The sequence below is a fragment of the Demequina mangrovi genome, from assembly GCF_000759715.1.
In the GTDB taxonomy this organism is placed as follows: domain Bacteria; phylum Actinomycetota; class Actinomycetes; order Actinomycetales; family Demequinaceae; genus Demequina; species Demequina mangrovi.
Window position 1 is genome coordinate 256,751 of sequence record NZ_BBLU01000001.1, and the last position, 17,798, is coordinate 274,548.

Consider the following 17,798-nt stretch of genomic DNA (forward strand, 5'->3'; position numbering starts at 1 on the left):
TGAGCGCGTCGACGCCTACGCGGAGGCGCCCTCGTTCACGCGCAGCGCGGTGAGGATCTCCTCGACCTGGGCCTTGGCGTCGCCGAACAGCATCGCGGAGTTCTCCCGGAAGAACAGCGGATTCTGCACGCCGGCATAGCCGGTCGCCATCGAGCGCTTGAACACGATGCACTGCTTGGCGTTCCAGACCTCGAGCACGGGCATGCCGGCGAGCGGGGAGCCCGGGTCCTCCATGGCGGAGGGGTTGACCACGTCGTTCGCACCGATGACGAGCACGACGTCCGTCTCGGCGAAGTCGTCGTTGATCTCGTCCATCTCGAGAACGATGTCGTACGGCACCTTCGCCTCGGCGAGCAGCACGTTCATGTGCCCGGGGAGACGGCCCGCGACCGGGTGCACGCCGAAGCGCACGTCGACGCCGTGGTGGCGCAGGTTCGCCACCATGTCGGCGACCGGGTACTGGGCCTTCGCCACCGCCATGCCGTAGCCGGGGACGATGATGACGCGGCTCGCGCTCGTGAGCATGTCGGCGACCTCGGGGGCCTTCACCTCGCGGTGCTCGCCCTGCTCCCCCGCGCTCGCCGACGTGCCGCCCTCGGTGCCGAAGCCGCCGAGGATCACGCTGATGAACGCGCGGTTCATCGCCTTGCACATGAGGTACGACAGGATCGCACCGGAGGAGCCGACCAGCGCGCCGGTGACGATGAGCAGGTCGTTGCTCAGCATGAGGCCCGCCGCGGCCGCCGCCCAGCCGGAGTACGAGTTGAGCATCGACACCACGACCGGCATGTCGCCGCCGCCGATCGCGGCGACCAGGTGGAAGCCCAGCGCGAGCGCGATGACCGTCATCACGACGAGCGGCACCACCGAGGCGGTCCCGATGTACCAGGCCATGAGCGCGAGGCTCACCAGCACGGCGCCGAGGTTAAGCCAGTTGCGCCCCGGCAGCGTGAGCGGCCGGGACTTCATCTTCGCCGAGAGCTTGAGGTACGCCACGATCGACCCCGTGAAGGTCACGGCGCCGATGAACACGCCGAGGAACACCTCGACCTGGTGGACAGCGTCCGCCTCCTCCGTGAGGTGGGAGTTGAAGCCGACGAGCACCGCCGCGAGGCCCACGAAGCTGTGGAGCATCGCGATGAGCTCGGGCATCTGCGTCATCTCCACGGTGCGGGCACGCCACACGCCCACGCCCGCGCCGATCGCGAAGACCATCGCGATGAGCAGCGCGGTGACGAGCACGGGGCGCTCGCTGTTGTCGAGCGAGAGCACGACCGTCGCGGCCAGCGCGAGCACCATGCCAGCCATGCCGAGAATGTTGCCGCGACGCGCGGTCTCCTGCTTCGACAGGCCCGCGAGCGAGAGGATGAAGAGCACCGCGGCGACCACGTAGGTCGCCTGGGCGAGCGAGACGAGGGTCATGACGCGTCCTTCCGGAACATGCCGAGCATGCGGTACGTGACGAGGAATCCGCCGAAGATGTTGATGCTCGCGACAGCGGCGGCGATGAAGGCGAACGTCGACACCACCGCGTCGGCCGAGCCGATCTGCAGCAGCGCACCGACGAGGATGATGCCGGAGATCGCATTGGTCTGCGCCATGAGCGGCGTGTGCAGCGAGTGCTTGACGTTGGAGATGACGTAGAAGCCGACGATCACGGCGAGCGCGAACACCGTGAGGTGCGCCACGGTCGCGGAGTCCGCGAAGGCGAGCAGCAGCAGCGACGCCACGGCGCCCGCGCCGTACAGCCAGTTCCGCCGCCTCTGCCGCGCGACGGCAGCCTCGGCCTCGAGGCGTGCGGCCTCCGCGAGCTCCTCCTCGGTGGGGCCGGCGGCGACCGGGGGCGCCGCCGAGACGCTCACCGGCGGCGGCGGCCACATGATCTCGCCGCCGTGGGTGACCGTCATGCCCCGCTGGACCGGGTCGTCCAGGTCGAGCACGAGAGTGCCGTCCTTGGCCGGCGTGAGGAGCGCCATGAGGTGGACGATGTTGGTGCCGAACAGCTGCGACGTGTGGCGCGGCATGCGGCTCGTGAGGTCCGTGTAGCCGACGACGGTCACGCCGTTGTCGCTGACGATCACCTCGCCGGGCTCGGTGAGCTCGCAGTTGCCACCGCCCGAGGCGGCGAGGTCGACGATGACGGAGCCGGGGCGCATGCCCGCGACCACGTCCGCGGTGATGGTCGTGGGCGCGGTGCCGCGGACCAGCGCGGTGGTGATGACCACGTCCGCCTTCGCGGCCTCGGCCGCGTAGACGCGCATCGCGGCGGCCTGCTGCTCCTCGGTGAGGGGCTTCGCGTAGCCGTCGGCGCTGATCTCCTGCTGGGCCTCGGGCGCGTGCACGAAGGTGCCGCCCATCGACTCGATCTGCTCCGCGACCTCGGGACGCACGTCGAACGCACGCACCTGGGCGCCGAGCGAGCTCGCGGCGCCGATGGCCGCGAGACCGGCGACGCCCGCGCCGATGATGAACACGGTCGCGGGCGTCGTCTTGCCCGCCGCGGTGACCTGACCGGTGAACATGCCGCCGTACTGCTCCGCCGCCTCGATCACCGCGCGATAGCCGGCGACGTTCGACAGCGTGCTCAGCACGTCGATCGCCTGAGCACGCGAGATGCGCGGCACCGCGTCGAGCGCGAGGCCCGTGACGTCGCGGCTGTTGAGCGCGTCGAGGAGCGCGGCGTTCGCCTGCGGCGCCATCATCGACACGAGCGTCGAGCCCTCGGCGAGCGCGGCGATCTCGGTGTCGCCGGGTGCGTTCACGCATGTCACGACGTCCGCGCCCCAGGCCTCCGCCGGCGTGCCGAGCGTCGCGCCCGCGTCGACGTACTGCTGGTCGAGGAAGCTCGCGTGCGTCCCCGCACCGGTCTCGACCACCACCTCGTAGCCGAGCTTCACCAGTCCCGCGACCGAGGCGGGGCTGGCGGCGACCAGCCGCTCACCCGAGCGCGTCTCCATGGGAACGCCGATCCTCATCCGTCCTCCTTCGTCACGCGCGCGGTCCTCCGCGCGCGCATCGTGACCCTCCGGGAACTCTAGTCGCAGGGTCGGTGCCGGGTTCTGGTGCGAAAGGCCCGGTAGCCCACGTCTCGACATGCGCTATCGCGCTTCCGTTCGCACGGAGAGCGGACGTGCGCCGCTCCGGCGGACGTCCGCTCGTCCCTTCTAGCGCGCGCCGTCCTTCCGGCGACGCACCGCGCCCGTGCCGTAGAGCACCGCGCCCATGCCGAGCAGCAGGGCTGCGGCCCACGTCCACAGCGCGGCACGCTCCGGGCCGGTGCTGCCCAGCACCCCGCCGGTGCCGGGCTCCTCCGGGGCGACGATCACGGTCTCGGTGCTGCAGGCCTCGTCGCTCGAGCACTCGCCGCCGATGCCCTCGCCGGGGGTGATGACGTTGACCATCGTCCCGTCGCCGGACATCGGATCGTCGACCGTCACCGAGTACTCCACCGTCACGACGCCGCCCACCTCGAGCGGGCCGGTCCAGGACAGCGTGGGCGCGGACACCGTGACATCGCCTGCGGTGGCCGTGGCGTCGTCGTTGTAGGTCGCGTCGTCGAGCACCTCGGAGAGATCGTCCTCGAAGGACGCCGGGTTCTCGTCGGTGTAGGCGGCCGTGCCGGTCGAGGTCACCGTGACGACGTAGGTGACCACGTCACCCGGGTCCGCCTCGACGGCGTCGGCGAACTTCTCCACCTCGAACATGCGGATCGGCGTGATGACCTGGCAGCCCTCGGGCATCTCCGGGATCGCGGTCGCGACGCCGACGGCCATGCCGCCGCCGCTCACGGGGAGCACGGACGGGCAGTTGGACTCGGGCGGGCCGAGCACCGCGTTCGCGAGGGTGATGTCGCCGGTCGGCGGCGTGTCGACCGTGACGGAGTACGTGATCGTCGCGGACTCGCCGGCGGCGAGCGGGCCCGACCAGCTGAGCACCGGATCCGCGAAGGACACGTCGCCCACGTCGGCGGCGGCGTCGTCGTTGTAGGTCGCGTCGTCGAGCACGCCGGTGAGGTCGTCGGACATCGACGCGGGGTCCTCGTCCGTGTAGTCGCCTGTGCCCGTCGACGTCACCGTCACGGTGTACGTCACCACGTCCCCGGGGATCACCTCGTCGACGTCGGCCACCTTCTCGATCTCGAGCAGACGGATGGGCGTCTCGACGTGGCACTCGTCCGGGAGCTGCACCTCACCGTCATCGCGCGGCGTCGCCACGAAGCAGTTGGACTCGGGCGGGCCGAGCACCGCGTTGTCGAGGGACGCGTCACCCTCCGGCGGGTCGTCCACCGTCACCGAGTAGGTGATCGTCGCGGTGGCGCCCACACCCAGCGAACCCGTCCACGTGAGCGTCGGCTCGGCGTAGCTCACCGTGCCGGTGTCGGCGGCGGCGTCGTCGTTGTACGTCGCATCGTCCAGGATCTCCGAGAGGTCGTCGTCGATGCGGGCCGGGAACAGGAAGGTGTACGGGACCGAGCCGACGTTGGTCACCTCGATCGTGTAGGTCACGGTGTCGCCGACCGTCACCGACCCTTCCGGCTCGGCGGTCTTGACGATCTCCATCGCGCGCAGCGTGTGGTGCTCGATGCAGTCGGCGTCGGTCGACTCGGGATCCGTGCAGTTGGACTCCTCGGGACCGACCACCACGTTGTCGATCTCGCCGTCGCCGGTCACCGGCTCGTTCACGGTCACCGAGTAGGTGATGGTCGCCGTCTCCCCCGGCTCGAGCGACCCGCTCCAGCTGAGCGTCGGCTCGGCGTACGACACCGATCCGATGTCCGCGGACTCGTCGTCGTTGTACGTCGCGTCGTCGATCACCGCGGTGAGGTCATCCGTGAGCTCCGCGGGGTCCTCCTCTGTGTACGGCACCTGGCCGATGTTCGTCACCGTGATCGTGTAGACGATGGGGTCGCCCGGCTGTACCCGGACGCCGCGGTCCGAGGTCTTCTCGATCTCGAGGGCCTTGACCGGCACCTCGGTCGTGCAGCCCTCCTCCGTGCCCTCGTCGCAGTTGGACTCGGGCGGGCCGACGACGGCGTTGGTGAGGAATCCGTCCCCGGTCAGCGGGTCGTTGACCGTCACCGAGTAGGTGATCGTGACCGTGTCGCCCACGGCGATCGGACCGACCCACGTGAGGTTCGGGTTCGCGTAGGTGAAGCCGCCGGCAGTGGCCGCGAAGTCGCCGTTCGCGGTCGCGTCGTCGAGGATGTCGCTGAGGTCGTCGGTGAAGGTCGCACGCGTGTAGTCGACCTGACCGATGTTCTCGAGCGTGATCGTGTACTCCACCGTCCCGCCCGGCAGCACCTCGTCGTCGGGGTCGGCCGTCTTGAGGATCTCGAGGGCGCGGATCGGCACCTCGGTGGTGCAGCCCTCCTCGGTGCCCTCGTCGCAGTTGGACTCGGGAGGTCCGACCACCGCGTTGTCGAGCAGACCGTCGCCGGACATCGGATCGTTGACCGTGACCGAGTAGGTGATCGTCGCGGACTCCCCTGCCGCGAGCGCGCCCTCCCAGCTCAGCACCGGCTCCGCGTACGACGGCGTGCCCGAGGTCGCGGACTCGTCGGCGTTGTAGACCGCGTCGTCGAGGACCTCGGTGAGGTCGTCCTCGAAGGACGCGGGCGCGTCCTCGGTGTAGTCCGCCTGGCCGATGTTCTCCACCGTGACCGTGTACGTCACCGTGCCGCCCGGCAGCACCTCGTCGGCCGGGTCGACCTCCTTCTCGACGAGCAGCGCCTTCACGGGCACCTCGGTGGTGCAGGACTCGTCGGTCGAGCCGTCCTCGCAGTTGGAGCCGTCGGGGCCCAGGACCGCGTTGTCGAGCAGCCCGTCGCCGGACATCGGGTCGTTGACCGTGACCGAGTAGGTGACGGTGACGGTCTCGCCGACCGCGAGCGCGCCCTCCCAGCTCAGCACCGGCTCCGCGTACGAGGCGGTGCCGGACGTCGCGGACTCGTCGTCGTTGTAGACCGCGTCGTCGAGGACCTCGGTGAGGTCGTCCTCGAAGGACGCGGGCGCCTCAGCGGTGTAGTCCGCGTGGCCGATGTTCTCCACCGTGACCGTGTACGTCACCACCTCGCCCGGCAGCACCTCGTCCGCCGGGTCGACCTCCTTCTCGATGAGCAGCGCCTTGACCGGCACCTCGGTGGTGCAGCCCTCCTCGGTGCCCTCGTCGCAGTTGGACTCGGGCGGCCCGACCACCGCGTTGTCGAGCAGCCCGTCGCTCGTGGGCGGGTTGTTGACCGTGACGGAGTAGGTGACCGTGACGGTCTCGCCGACCGCGAGCGCACCCTCCCAGCTGAGGACCGGCTCCGCGTAGGACGCCGTGCCTGACGTCGCGGACTCGTCGTCGTTGTAGACCGCGTCGTCGATCACGGCGGTGAGGTCGTCCTCGAAGGAGGCCGGCGCATCGTCCGTGTAGTCCGCCTGCCCGATGTTCTCCACCGTGACCGTGTAGGTGACGGTGTCGCCCGCGACCACCTCGTCGGCAGGGTCGGCCACCTTGAGGATCTCGAGCGCCTTCACGGGCACCTCGGTGGTGCAGCCCTCCTCGGTCCCGTCCTCGCACGCGGATCCCGGCGGACCCACCACGGCGTTGTCGAGCAGCCCGTCGCCGGACATCGGGTCGTTCACCGTCACCGAGTAGGTGACCGTCACGGTGTCGCCCGCGGCGATGGACCCGGACCAGCTGAGGGTCGGCTCGCTGTAGGTCGGCGTGCCGGACGTCGCGGACTCGTCGTCGTTGTAGACCGCGTCGTCGAGGACCTCGGTGAGGTCGTCGGTGAAGCTCGCGCCCAGGTAGTCGACCTGGCCGATGTTCGTGAGCGTCACCGTGTAGGTCACGGTCTCGCCGGGCAGGACCTCGTCGTCCGGGTCCGCGGTCTTGAGGATCTCGAGCGCCTGGATCGGGAGGGTCACCTCGCACTCGGGGCCGGCGTCCTCGGCGTCGCAGTTCGACTCGGGCGGGCCGAGGACGGTGTTGTCCATGATCCCGTCGCCGGTGAGGGGGTCGTTGACCGTGACGCTGTAGGTGATCGTCACGCTCTCGCCCACCGCGAGCGGACCCTCCCACGACAGCGTCGGCTCGCTGTAGGTCGGCGTCCCGGACGTCGCGGACTCGTCGTCGTTGTAGGTGGCGTCGTCGAGCACGTCGGTGAGGTCGTCGGTGATCTGCGCCGGCTCCTCCGCCGTGTAGTCGACCTGGCCGGTGTTGGTCACGGTGATCGAGTAGGTCACCACGTCGCCCGGAAGCGCCGAGCCGACGCCGTCCGAGGACTTCACGAGCTCGAGCGTGCGCACCGGCACCTCGGTGGTGCAGCCCTCCTCGGTCCCGTCGTCGCAGTTCGACTCCGGCGGACCCACGACCGCGTTGTCGAGCAGTCCGTCGCCCGTCGGCGGGTCGTTCACCGTCACCGAGTACGTGATGGTCACGGTCTCCCCGACCGCGAGGCCGCCGGTCCACGACAGCAGCGTGTCGGAGAAGTCGACGCTGCCGCTGGTCGCGGCGCCGTCCCCGTTGTAGGTGGCGTCGTCGAGGACATCGCTGAGGTCGTCGTCGAGGTACGCCGACGGGTCGGCGCCGTAGTCGACCTGACCCGTGTTGGTGATGGTGACCGTGTACGTCACCACGTCGCCGGGCAGCACCTCGTCCGACGGGTCGGAGGTCTTGAGGATCTCGACCGCACGGACGGGCACCTCGGTGGTGCAGCCCTCCTCGGTCCCGTCGTCGCAGTTGGACTCGGGCGGACCGACGACGGCGTTGTCGAGCAGCCCGTCACCGGTGAGCGGATCGTTGACCGTGACCGAGTACGTGATGGTGACGGACTCGCCCGCGCCCAGCGGACCCTCCCAGTGCAGGGTCGGCTCGCTGTAGGACGCCGTGCCGCCGGTCGCGGACTCGTCGTCGTTGTACGTCGCATCGTCGAGCACCTCGGTGAGGTCGTCGTCGAGCGTCGCCGGGTCCTCGTCCGTGTAGTCGAGCACGCCCGTGTTGGTCACGGTGATCGTGTAGGTCACCACGTTGCCGGGCAGCACCTCGTCGCCGGGCGCCGCCTGCTTGGTGATCTCGAGCGCCCGGATCGGGTTCGGCTCGACGCAGTCGGGATCCGTCGTGTCGACGCTGTCGCAGTTCGACTCGGGCGGACCGACGACCACGTTGAAGAGCTCGCCGTCGCCGCTGAGGGGCTCGTTGATGGTGACCGAGTAGGTCACGGTCACGGACTCGCCGACCGCGAGCGGACCCTCCCAGCTGAGAAGGGGCTCCGCGTAGGACGGGGTCCCGCCGGTCGCGGACTCGTCGCCGTTGTAGGTCGCATCGTCGAGGAGCTCGCTGAGGTCGTCGTCGAAGGTCGCGGGCGCGTCCTCGGTGTAGTCGACCTGGCCGGTGTTGGTGACGGTGACCGTGTAGGTCACCACGTCGCCCGGGAGCACCTCGCCACCCGAGTCGGAGGTCTTCACCAGCTCGAGCTCGCGAACGGGCACCTCGGTGGTGCAGCCCTCCTCGGTGCCGTCGTCGCAGTTGGACTCAGGCGGACCGACGACCGCGTTGTCCAGCAGCCCGTCGCCGGTGGTCGGGTCGTTCACGGTGACGGAGTAGGTGATGGTGACCGTCTCGCCGGCGGCGAGCGCGCCCTCCCACGACAGCGTGGGCTCGCTGTACGTCGGAGTGCCGGAGGTCGCGGACTCGTCGTTGTTGTACGTCGCGTCGTCCAGCACGGCGCTCAGATCGTCCTCGAAGCTCGCCGGGGCGTCCGCGGTGTAGTCGGCCTCGCCGATGTTCTCGACCGTGACGGTGTACGTCACCGTTCCGCCCGGGAGCACCTCGTCCGCAGGCTCGGCGGTCTTCTCGATCAGCAGCGCCTTCACCGGCACCTCGGTGGTGCAGCCCTCCTCCGTGCCGTCGTCGCAGTTGGACTCCGGCGGACCGACGACGGCGTTGTCCAGCAACCCGTCACCGGTGAGCGGATCGTTCACGGTCACCGAGTACGTGATGGTCACCGTCTCTCCCGCCACGAGCGCGCCCTCCCAGCTCAGCACCGGCTCGGCGTAGGACGGCGTGCCCGACGTCGCCGACTCGTCGCCGTTGTAAACCGCGTCGTCCAGCACCGCGGTGAGGTCGTCGGTGAACGATGCCGGCGCATCGTCCGTGTAGTCCGCCTGCCCGATGTTCTCCACGGTCACCGTGTACGTCACCGTGCCGCCCGGAAGCACCTCGTCCGCGGGCTCGGCGGTCTTCTCGATCAGCAGCGCCTTCACCGGCACCTCGGTGGTGCAGCCGTCCTCCGTGCCGTCCTCGCAGTTGGACTCCGGCGGACCCACGACAGCGTTGTCGAGCAGGCCGTCGCCGGTCAGGGGGTCGTTCACCGTCACCGAGTAGGTGATGGTCACCGTCTCACCCGCGTCGACCGGACCGGTCCAGCTGAGCGTCGGCTCGCTGTAGGTCGGGGTGCCCGCTGTCGCGGACTCGTCGTCGTTGTACACCGCGTCGTCCAGGACCTCGGTGAGGTCGTCCGAGAACGAGACGTCGAGGTAGTCGACCTGGCCGGTGTTGGCGACCGTCACCGTGTAGGTCACGGTCTCGCCGGGCAAGACCTCGTCGTCCGGGTCCGCGGTCTTCTCGATCTCCAGCGCGGCGAGCGGCACGGTGACCTCGCACTCGGGTCCCGCGTCCTCGGCGTCGCAGTTGGACTCCGGCGGACCCACCACCGCGTTGGTCATGAGCCCGTCCCCGCTGAGCGGATCGTTGACCGTGACCGAGTACGTGATGGTCGCGGACTCGCCAACGGCGAGCGGGCCCTCCCACGACAGCGTGGGCTCCGCGTACGACGGCGTGCCGGAGGAAGCCGACTCGTCGCCGTTGTAGACCGCGTCGTCGAGCACGTCCGAGATGTCGTCGGTGAAGGATGCCGGGTCCTCCGCGGTGTAGTCGGCCTGGCCCGTGTTGGTGATCGTGATGGTGTACGTCACCACGTCGCCGGGCTGCGCTCTCCCGACCGCATCGGAGAACTTCGCCAGCTCGAGGGCCTTGACGGGCACCTCGGTGGTGCAGCCCTCCTCGGTCCCGTCGTCGCAGTTCGACTCCGGCGGACCCACCACCGCGTTGGTCAACAGACCGTCACCCGTGAGCGGCTCCGTCACGGTCACCGAGTAGGTCACGGTGACGGTCTCGCCCGCCGCGAGCGCACCCTCCCAGTGCAGCGTCGGGTCGGAGAAGGTGACGTCGCCCGAGGTCGCGGACTCATCGTCGTTGTAGGTCGCGTCGTCGAGGACCTCCGTGAGGTCGTCGTCGAAGGACGCGGGGTCCTCGGCCGTGTAGTCCGCCTCGCCGGAGTTGGTCACGGTGACCGTATACGTGACGGTGTCGCCCGCGAGCACCTCGTCAGCGGGGTCGGCGACCTTCTCGATCTCGAGCGCCTTGACCGGCACCTCGGTGGTGCACGGGTCCGCGCCTTCATCAGCGGCGCCGTCGTCGCAGTTCGACTCCGGCGGACCCACCACGGCGTTGACCAGCAGCCCGTCGCCGGTCGGCGGGTCGTCGACGGTCACCGAATAGGTGACGGTGATGGACTCGCCGACCGCGAGCGGACCCTCCCAGCTGAGGATCGGCTCCGTGTAGGACGCGGTGCCGATGGCCGCCGTCGCGTCGTCGTTGTAGGTCGCGTCGTCGAGCACGTCGGTGAGGTCGTCGTCGAAGCTCGCCGGGTTCTCCGCCGTGTAGTCCGTCTGTCCGGTGTTGGTGACCGTCACCGTGTAGGTCACCGTGCCGCCCGGCAGCACCTCGCCGTCGGGGTCCGCGCTCTTCTCGATCTCGAGCGCCTGGATCGGGTTGGGCTCGACGCAGTCGGGGTCCGTGGTGTCGGCGGTGTCGCAGTTCGACTCCGGCGGACCCACGACCACGTTGAACATCTCGCCGTCGCCCGACAGCGGGTCGTTGACCGTGACGGAGTACGTGATGGTCACGGTCTCACCGGCCGCCAGCGGGCCCTCCCAGGACAGCGTCGGGTCGGTGAAGTCGACCGTGCCGGAGGTGGCGGCCTCGTCGTCGTTGAAGACCGCGTCGTCCAGGATGCCGCTGAGGTCGTCCTCCAGGCTCGCCGGGTCGTCGGCCGTGTAGTCGACCTCGCCGGTGTTGGTGACGGTGATCGTGTAGGTCACCACGTCGCCCGGCAGCGTGCTGCCGTCGCCGTCGGACGACTTGACGATCTCCAGCGCCTTGACCGGCACCTCGGTGGTGCAGCCCTCTTCCGTGCCGTCGTCGCAGTTGGACTCCGGCGGCCCCACGACAGCGTTGGTGAGCAGCCCATCGCCGTCCGGCGGGTCGTCGACCGTGACGGAGTAGGTGATGGTGACCGTCTCCCCGACCGCGAGCGCGCCCTCCCAGCTGAGAGTGGGCTCGGCGTAGCTCACGTCGCCCGAGGACGCGGTCTCGTCGTCGTTGTAGGTCGCGTCGTCGAGGACCTCGGTGAGGTCGTCGGTGAACGATGCCGGCGCCTCGGCCGTGTAGTCCGCCTGGCCGATGTTCTCCACCGTCACCGTGTACGTCACCGTGTCGCCCGGGAGCACCTCGCCCGAGGGATCGGCCGTCTTCTCGATCTCGAGCGCCTTGACCGGCACCTCGGTGGTGCAGCCCTCCGCGCCTTCATCAGCGGCGCCGTCGTCACAGTTGGACTCCGGCGGCCCGACGACGGCGTTGTCCAGCAACCCGTCGCCGGTGAGCGGATCGTTCACCGTCACCGAGTAGGTGACCGTGACCGTGTCGCCCGCCGCGAGCGCGCCCTCCCATGAGAGCGTCGGCTCGCTGTACGTCGGGGTGCCGGAGGTCGCCGACTCGTCGTTGTTGTACGTCGCGTCGTCCAACACCGCGCTGAGGTCGTCATCGAAGCTCGCGGGGTTCTCCGCGGTGTAGTCGATCTGGCCGGTGTTGGTGACGGACACCGTGTAGGTCACCGTGTCGCCGGGGAGCACCTCGCCGTCGGGCGAGGCGGTCTTGACGATCTCGAGCGAACCGACGGGAACGGTGGTGGTGCAGTCGGGGTCGGTGGAGCCCGCCTCGCAGTTGGACTCGAGAGGTCCCACCACCGCGTTGGTGAGGAAGCCGTCACCCTCGGGTGGATCGTCGACCGTGACGGAGTACGTGATGGTCACGGTGCCACCGATGGCGATCGGGCCGTACCAGCGGATCTCGGGCTCGACGTAGCTCGTGATCCCGCTCGTCGAGGCGAGGTCGTCGTTGTAGGTGGCGTCGTCGAGCACGTCGCTGAGGTCGTCCTCGAAGTACGCGAGGAGGTAGTCCACCTGGCCGGTGTTGGTGAGTGTCACGGTGTAGTCGACGGTGTCGCCGGGGAGGACCCCGTCGGACGGCGTCGCGGTCTTGAGGATCTCGAGCGAGCGGACGGGCACCTCGGTGGTGCAGCCCTCCTCGGTCCCGTCGTCACAGTTGGACTCCGGCGGCCCCACAACCGCGTTGACCAGCAGACCGTCACCCTCCGGCGGATCGTCGACCGTCACCGAGTAGGTCACCGTGACGGTCTCGCCCGCAGCGAGCGCGCCCTCCCAATGCAGCGTGGGGTCGCTGAAGCTCACGTCGCCCGAGGACGCGAGCGCATCGTCGTTGTACGTCGCATCGTCGAGCACCGCGCTGAGGTCGTCGTCGAAGGACGCCGGGTCGTCGACGGTGTAGTCGGTCTCGCCCGTGTTCTCCACCGTGACGGTGTAGGTCACGGTGTCGCTCGGGCGGACGGCGCCGCTCGGGTCAACGGTCTTGGTGATCTCGAGGGAGCGGATGGGCACCTCGGTGGTGCAGCCCTCCTCCGTGCCGTCGTCGCAGTTCGACTCCGGCGGACCCACCACCGCGTTGACCAGCAGCCCGTCGCCGCCCGGCGGGTCGTCGACCGTCACGGAGTAGGTGATGGTGACGGTGTCGCCCGCGTCGAGCGGACCGGACCAGGAGAGCGTCGGGTCCGAGAAGCTCACGTCGCCTGCGGAGGCCGTCGCGTCGTCGTTGTAGGTGGCGTCGTCGAGCACGTCGCTGAGGTCGTCCTCGAATGCGGCAGGGTCGAGCTCGGTGTAGTTGAACTGTCCCGTGTTCTCCACCGTCACGGTGTAGGTCACGGTGTCCCCGGGCTGCACCTCGTCCGTCGGGTCGCTCGTCTTGGTGATCTCGAGCGAACGGATGGGATCGGGCTCGATGCAGTCGGCGTCCTGCGTCTCGGCGGGGTCGGTGCAGTTCGACTCGGGCGGGCCGACCACCACGTTGTAGAGGTTCCCGTCCCCCGTCACGGGGTCGTCGACGGTGATCGTGTACGTGATGGTCACGGTCTCGCCGACCGCGAGCGCACCCTCCCAGTGGAGCGTGGGATCGGTGAAGGTGAGGTCGCCGCTCGTGGCGCTGCCGCCGCCGTAGACGCCGTCGTCGAGCACGTCGCTGAGGTCGTCGTCGAAGTACGCCGGGTCGTCGACCGTGTAGTCGACCTGGCCGTTGTTGGTCACCGTGATCTCGTAGGTCACGGTGTCGCCCGGCAGCACGCCGTCGGCGCCGTCGGAGGTCTTGACGATCTCCACCGCACGGATGGGCACCTCGGTGGTGCAGCCCTCCTCGGTGCCGTCGTCGCAGTTCGACTCCGGCGGCCCGACCACGGAGTTGTCGAGCAGCCCGTCCCCGCTGAGCGGGGAGTTGACGGTGACGGAGTACGTGATGGTCGCGGACTCGCCCGCCGCGAGCGCACCCTCCCAATGCAGGGTCGGGTCGCTGAAGCTGGCGGTGCCGGTGCTCGCCGACTCGTCGTCGTTGTAGGTCGCGTCGTCGAGGACGCCGCTGAGGTCGTCGTCGAAGCTCGCAGGCGCGTCCGCGGTGTAGGCCGCGGGGCCCGGGTTGGTCACGGTGACGGTGTAGGTGACAGTGTCGCCCGGCGCGGCCTCGTCGGAGGGATCGACGGTCTTCAGGATCTCGAGCGCGCGGATGGGGAGCTCGACGGTGCAGTCCGGGTCCTCGGAGCCGTCGGCGCAGTTGGACTCCTCCGGGCCCACGACGGTGTTGCTCAGCAGGCCGTCTCCCGACACCGGGTCGTTGACCGTGACGGAGTACGTGATGGTCGCCGACTCCCCGACCGCGAGCGCACCCTCCCAGCTCAGCACCGGTTCGCTGTACGTCGGCGTGCCGGTGCTCGCGGCCTCGTCGTTGTTGTAGACCGCGTCGTCGAGGACGGCGCTGAGGTCGTCCGTGATCGAGGCGAGCCCGTTCTCGTCGTTGTAGTCGACCTCGCCGGTGTTGGTCACCGTGATGGTGTAGTCGACCGTGTCGCCCGGGAGCGCCGAGTCCGGCGGCTCCGCGTCCTTGGTGATGGTGAGGCCGGGGTCGGGCAGGTCGACGTAGATCGGGTAGTCCTCGACCTCGCCGCGGCTCGTGATGTTGTTGGGGTTCTCCGATCCGGACTGGCCGGCGGCGACGCGCAGTCGCATGTAGGTCGGGTCGACCACGGTCTGCACCGCATCGTCCGGCACGGTCCACGTGAGGTTGACCGTGCCGCCGGCGCATTGGACGGCGCCCGCGCGTTCGGAGTCGTCGAAGGTCCCGTTGAAGTTCCAGTCGACCCAGCCGGAGACCCACCCCGTGCCGACGCAGGCCACGTCGAGCGAGTACGTCTCTCCATAGTCGGTGTCGAGCACGCCGGGCGGCGAGATGCCGTCCTCGTCGTTGGCGGGATTGCCCGTGGTGTCGTCGAAGTCCGCGCCTTGGCTTCCGATGTAGACCGCGTCGGAGTCGACGGTGGAGCCCAGGATCGGCTCGTAGCCGCCCGGCGTGCCCATGACGAAGGAGTCGTCGGAGACGTTGGTGGCGCCCTGGCCGACGGTTCCGCCGCTCCACGTCGACTGGAGCAGGGACCCCGCGGAGCCGTAGCTGAGCGGCGCGTCGCCGAAGTCAGCCTCGAAGACCACGCCGAGCGCGACGGCGCTGACGCCTCCACCGTGCATCTCCACGTGGGCGCCCGTCGCACCCTCCATGAAGCCGACCGCGATCGGCCCGTACGTGTTGTTGACCTCGGAGCACTGGGTGCCGTCCGACTCGAGCCGCAACGTGTCTCCCGTGAGGGTCGCGATCGTCGAGGTGTCGCACGCGCGCATACGGTCGACGACGCGCCACACGGCGTCGTTCTCGACCGGGGTCGCCTCGACGTACTCGCCCTGACGCGAGTTGTTCGACTCCGCGTCGGCGACCACGAGGCCCATGACGTCGACACGCGTGCCGTCGAGCGTGACCTCGCAATCGAAGTCGAAGGACACCGTCGCGGCGCTGATCGTGTTGGCGACGCCGGAGACCAGCTCGTTGGCGCCGTCGATGCCGCCGATGTTGTAGAGGTTGTCGAGCGCGTCTCCCCGGTAGTTGCCGGGCCGGTACGCCTCGACCTGGCCGTTGAGGCCCGTGATGGTGCACGTGGTGGTGAGCTCCTGGAGTCCCACGTTGCGCGTGTTGGTGCGCTCGGTGCCGTTGGGGATGTTCTCGCCGTCGGATCCCCACTCGAACCAGTCGATGTATCCGGGGTACAGGCCGTCGCCGCCCTCGGCGTAACGCGCCTCAGCCGTGGGTGCTCCACCCACGATCACGACGAACGTCGTGGCCACCAGCGCCAGGATCGTGCCGAGCGCGGTGGCCATCCTCTGCGGCGTGCGCAGCGGGCGCACGGACCCCTTCACCGCACCGTTCACGAACCACCCCTCGCCATCGGAGACTTGAATTCAACGTAAGTCCGATAAGCGAAGTCCGCGACTTATGCGCCGGGTTCATGCAGGGAATTCATCTCACGCTGCAGGATGGGAGATTCAGTGCTACACGGAGGCTGTCGCGCGCCGTATCGCCCATGCGTCAAGCGCTCCTGGCCGGGCGCGCCGCACAGTTCTGCAGCCACGCACGGAACGCCGTGCTGGGCTCGACGCCGAGCTCGCGGCGGACGAGGTCGCGGTAGCGGAGGAAGGTGCGCCTCGCCTCGACGATGTTCCCCTCCGCGACATGCGCCTCCGCCAGGACCCGGTGAGCGCTCTCCCGCAACGGCTCGACGGCGACCGCGTCCATCGCGGCGTCGATGGCCTCGCCGTATCGACCCACTCGGCGGAGCGTGCAGCTCAAGACCTCGAGCGCGTGAAGCATGCGTTGCCGGATGCGCTCCCTCTCGAAGATGACCCACTCGTCGTACCACCCGGGCAGCAGCTCGGCGACCGTCGAGGTCCAGTCGGGCACACGGAGATCGGCCTCCACCGCGGTGCCATCGATGAGCCTGTCGGCCCACCCGCACAGCTCGTCCAGGTCGGTCGTGGTGTGCTCACGCAGGTAGATGCTGGCCTTGTCCGACTCGAGGACGGTGATGCCGGCCCCGCGCAGCCTCCACAGCGCGGAACGGAGGTTGCCCGCGGCCCTGCCCTCGGAGCCGTCCGGCCAGAGCGAGCCGGCCGCGTGACGTCTGTCCACCCGGCCGTGCTGAAGGGCGACGAACGCGAGCACGCGCTTGCAGCCCTCCGGCACCGCATATCGCCGGCCGCCCTGCATGACGGTGGGATTGCCGAGAAGGCAGACCACGTCGCCTGCGACTTGGCGGGTGCCGGTGGACGCGACGGTCATAGCCAGACCCCCCTGCTCGACCGATATCGGAGACGTCAATGCATGGGACGCTAGGTCTGGCGCGTCACCGAACCGTCACAACGACGCCCGGACACTCGGCCCCTTGCTCGATCACGCACCGGAGGACTGGGCGACCGGCGGCTCCGCGGCGTCATCGTCGTACTCGTGCTCGTGGTCGTCCTTGTGCTTGCCGCAACCGCAGTCGTCGGAGTGCTCGTCGTCGGGCTTACCAGGTTGGTCGGGTCCGCACGGGGAATTGGAGCCGCACTTGTGATCGTACATGCCGAGGATCTCGTCGACCGGCCCCCCGGTCAGCGCAGCGCACCAGTCCTCGTCGGACTGCCGCGTGCACTCCCGGACCGCCGCCTCTCCCTTGAGGACTGCGACCGCGTCCACCCCGGCCGACCAGGTGGTGAGCGCGGTGCACAGGCAGTCGACGTAAGCCGCGGTGTCGTCGAAGCCGTTCCAGATCCTGCAGAGCTTGCGATGCGTGACCCTGGCCTGGACGTACTGCCGCTTGAGATCCACCTTGGCCGCATCGTCCGCGAGCGCCGCGAGGATCCCGTCGAGCTCCTGCTTGACCTCCGCGACGCGCGCCTCGAGGGCATCGGGCTCCCCCGCCAGCGTCGCGAAGCACTCCTTCGCCTCATCGATCCATGACTCGTACCGCTCGATCCGGTGCGCGAGCTTGCGGTCGCCCTTGTCCGTCTCCTTGGGTGGGTCCGTGTCGAACTCGCGCTCCTCGGCGCAGCACTCGCCGCACCCCTCGCAGCAGTCCAATTGCTCGCTGACATCGTCGTACGCCTCGTCCAGCAGGCGGATCACCCGGTCCTGCTCGATCAGGCACTTGATGCGCTCGATGAGGTGCTTGACCTGATGCTTCATGTCCTGGACCTTGAGCACGGCCTCGCGGCGCTTCTCGCGGTACTGCTTGCGCGCCTCGTCGTACTGCCCCTTCGCCGCGGCAAGGTCCTCGGCGTGCGCGCTCGAGTACTCGAGCTGCGCGGACAGTCCCGCGTCGCGGCACTTCCGCTCGTCGATCGCCGTCGACGGGCTGCACCCGCATTCAGGTGGGTCGGGCCGGCAGCCGCGCTTCGTGTCCGGGTCCTGCGGGGCTGCTTCTTCCGTGTTCATGGGTGCTCCCTTCGGATGACGGCATGGCGAGTCTCGGCGCGCAGCTGTCACCCCGGCGTTGC

At 69.4% G+C, this 17,798-nt stretch carries 5 protein-coding genes; all 5 read right to left on the reverse strand.

Annotated features, from left to right (window positions below):
* Positions 1-15: 15 nt before the first annotated feature.
* Positions 16-1,422: a Re/Si-specific NAD(P)(+) transhydrogenase subunit beta gene (gene pntB, locus TR42_RS01200; protein WP_042212242.1), complete on the reverse strand. Its 1,407-nt coding sequence runs from the start codon at positions 1,420-1,422 to the stop codon at positions 16-18.
* Positions 1,419-2,975, reverse strand: a complete 1,557-nt coding sequence (locus TR42_RS01205; protein WP_042212244.1) for a Re/Si-specific NAD(P)(+) transhydrogenase subunit alpha — start codon at positions 2,973-2,975, stop codon at positions 1,419-1,421. Before TR42_RS01205 ends, pntB begins: the two co-directional genes overlap by 4 nt.
* Positions 2,976-3,164: 189 nt before the next feature.
* Positions 3,165-15,695 (reverse strand): CshA/CshB family fibrillar adhesin-related protein, encoded by a 12,531-nt coding sequence (locus TR42_RS01210; protein ID WP_042212246.1) that lies wholly within the window; start codon positions 15,693-15,695, stop codon positions 3,165-3,167.
* Positions 15,696-15,852: 157 nt separating this feature from the next.
* A complete protein-coding gene (locus TR42_RS01215; protein WP_042212247.1) occupies positions 15,853-16,602 on the reverse strand; it encodes an AfsR/SARP family transcriptional regulator in 750 nt (249 codons plus the stop codon).
* Positions 16,603-16,713: 111 nt separating this feature from the next.
* A complete protein-coding gene (locus TR42_RS01220; protein WP_042212249.1) occupies positions 16,714-17,736 on the reverse strand; it encodes a hypothetical protein in 1,023 nt (340 codons plus the stop codon).
* Positions 17,737-17,798 lie beyond the last annotated feature (62 nt).

Bases quoted from the DNA above. Each gene is read 5' to 3' on its own strand.
- TR42_RS01220 (WP_042212249.1), bottom strand. From the start codon at position 17,736: ATGAACACGGAAGAAGCAGCCCCGCAGGACCCGGACACGAAGCGCGGC.
- pntB (WP_042212242.1), bottom strand. From the start codon at position 1,422: ATGACCCTCGTCTCGCTCGCCCAGGCGACCTACGTGGTCGCCGCGGTG.
- TR42_RS01215 (WP_042212247.1), bottom strand. From the start codon at position 16,602: ATGACCGTCGCGTCCACCGGCACCCGCCAAGTCGCAGGCGACGTGGTC.
- TR42_RS01205 (WP_042212244.1), bottom strand. From the start codon at position 2,975: ATGAGGATCGGCGTTCCCATGGAGACGCGCTCGGGTGAGCGGCTGGTC.